The 2,578-nt window shown below is 62.4% G+C and carries 3 protein-coding genes; 1 reads left to right on the forward strand and 2 read right to left on the reverse strand.

Features of this window, described 5'->3' with window-relative positions; translation table 11 throughout:
* The coding region (locus tag AC1D1P_RS20600; RefSeq protein ID WP_477674241.1) for an NUDIX hydrolase at window positions 1-244 on the forward strand (244 nt) is incomplete at its 5' end.
* Window positions 245-293: 49 nt separating this feature from the next.
* Here AC1D1P_RS20600 and rapZ read toward each other — a convergent pair.
* Together rapZ and AC1D1P_RS20610 are read right to left on the reverse strand one after the other, a co-directional pair.
* Entirely contained in the window at window positions 294-1,160 is an 867-nt protein-coding gene (gene rapZ, locus AC1D1P_RS20605; RefSeq protein ID WP_477668275.1) for an RNase adapter RapZ, read from the reverse strand.
* Window positions 1,160-2,578: DNA repair protein RecN (locus tag AC1D1P_RS20610; protein ID WP_477674242.1), on the reverse strand; the 1,419-nt coding region annotated here is incomplete at its 5' end. The genes AC1D1P_RS20610 and rapZ, both read right to left, overlap by 1 nt.

The following is a 2,578-nucleotide window of genomic DNA, read 5'->3' on the forward strand; positions in this document are numbered from 1 at the left end:
GGCGCTGACTGCGGATTTGCCGTCTTCCTTGCGGGAAAGGCTCGATCCACTGCCAGGTTTTGTCCACGTGCTGACACACAAGGACTTGCACCTGTCGCCATGGATCGCAGGTTTTCGGGCCGGGCAAACCATGCCCAGGTCTTTGGTTTCAGATGAACGGCCCGGTGCGTGGTTCGGCCCCGCCGAATGGCCTGCACTGGGGCTGCCCGCGCCCATACGCAAACTGCTGGAACGGGACGCTTAGGCCTGCCCGCTGTACTGGAAGATGAGGCCGTGCCCAGCCTTATCTGGACTCAAACGGCGTCGAGCTCGCGATGCCGCTTCAGCGTTCGCCACTGCTGGCCAAAAGCTGCGGCCAATTCCTCGACAAGGTAGACGGATCGGTGTTGGCCRCCGGTGCAGCCGATGGCCACGGTCACATAACTCCGGTGGTCACGTACCAGCGCATGCAGCCAATGACCGAGAAACTGCTCGATATGACGGAACATGTCGCCCACTTCCGTGTGGGCCTTGAGATAGCTCGCCACGGCCTCATCAAGCCCGGTCAGGTGGCGCAGGCCCGATTCATAGTGTGGGTTGGGCAGCATGCGAACGTCAAACACGTAATCCGCGTCCAGCGGCACGCCCCGCTTGAAGGCAAAGGACTCGAACACCAGCGTGAGCTGGGTGCTGGGAGCGGAGATCAGCGACTTCACATAGCCTTGCAGCTGTGATGAGCGGATCATGCTGGTGTCGAGCACGTGGGCCTGCTCGCGCATCTCACCCAGCAACTCCCGCTCCAGCTCTATGGCGTCTACCAACGCCCGGTGCTGGTCGGAGGCGTCAATGCGCGACAGRGGGTGAAGCCTGCGCGTTTCGGAAAAGCGGCGCACGAGAGTTTCCGTGTTTGCATCCAGGAAGAGGGATTGCACCGCCACGCCGGAAGCGCGCAACTGCCGCAATTGCTGGGGTACCAGGGGAAGCGAGACTGCGCTTCGCACGTCCATGGCAATGGCAACTTTTTGGGCGCCGTGCTGCTGCTCCAGTGCGACGAAGGGCGTCAGCAATTCCGGTGGAAGGTTGTCCACGCAGTAATAACCGGCGTCTTCCAGTGCATGCAGGGCAACCGATTTTCCGGAACCCGACATGCCGGTGATAAGAACCATTTCCAGTGCTGCCATCACTGTCCCAGCATTTCCTTGGCGTGGGCCAGCGTGGTGCCGGAAAGCCGCTCGCCGCCCAGCATGCGGGCAATCTCAGCTACGCGCTGTTCCCCGTTGACATGGTCTACGGTGCTGAGGGTGGTGCCGTTTTCGGCTCGCTTGGCAACTACAAGGTGCTGATCGGCACAGGCTGCCACCTGCGGCAGATGGGTGACAGCCATGACCTGTCGGTCCTTGCCCAGCTGTTTCATCAGCCGTCCGACGGTTTCGGCCACGGCCCCCCCCACGCCCGAATCAACCTCGTCAAATATGAGTGTTTGCGCCTGCCCCAACTGGCTGGTGGTGACGGCGATGGCCAGCGCGATGCGCGACAACTCGCCGCCGGAGGCGACCTTGCCCACGGGGCGAGGTGTGCTGCCGGCATGGCCCGCTACCAGGAACTCGGCTTGCTCCAGCCCGTGCTGGGCCGGTTGCTCCAGTTTGTTGAGCGCCACGTCGAATTTTCCGCCCTGCATGCCGAGGCCCTGCATGGCCTGGGTAATGGCTTTGGCGAGTTTTGGGGCAGCTTTGCTGCGCGCCTTCGACACCTGGCTGGCTTCATCCAGGTAGGCTGACCGTGCCTGGTTTTCATTTTTTTCCAATTGAACCAGATCGGCGGCTTCGTCGAGTTTGTGCAGCTCAGCCCGCCAGGAGGCCAGCAATTCAGGCAGTTCGACCGGGGTGCGTTTGTAACGCCGTGCCAGGCTGACCCACAGCGAAAGACGTTCGTCGAGTTCGGCCAGCCGTTGGGGTTCCAGCTCGGCGTGCCGTGCGTAGCCGTTGAGCGAATGCACCGCATCTTCCATCTGGGCCAGAGCGCCATTTAACACCTCAAGGATGCCCTTGAACTCGGGTTCGATGTGTTCCTGGCCTTGCAACGATGCAATGGCTCGTCCCAGCAGTGCGGTGGCGTTCTCGTCGGACTCCTGCAATGCGTCGACGGCGGCCTGTACGGCATCGCGCAGTGCCTGCGCATTGGATAACCGCCCATGTTGAGCATTCAGTTCGTCCCATTCGGCGGCCCCGGGCGCCAGCTTGTCGAGTTCACCGATTTGCCACGCCAGCCGCTCGCGTTCGCGCTGCAGGCTGTCTTGCGCTTCGTGCGCGTCGTTCAATGTTTTCTGGGAGAGCCGCCATTGCTGCCAGAGGCGTGACAACTCGCCGGTAGAGACTTCCGCATAGGAGTCGAGCAAGCCGCGTACCGCGTCGGGGCGGGTCAGGCTTTGCCACGCATGCTGGCCGTGGATGTCCACCAGCTGGTCGGCGATGTCCTTGAGCTGGGTGGCTGTTGCCGCGCTGCCATTGATCCAGGCGCGGCTTTTACCTTGCGCGTCTATCGTGCGCCTGAGCAGCAGGGTTTCGCTGCTGTCGAAGCCGGCTTGTTCCAGCCAGGGGGC

The sequence above is a fragment of the Polaromonas sp. P1_E1_2 genome (assembly GCF_056406035.1).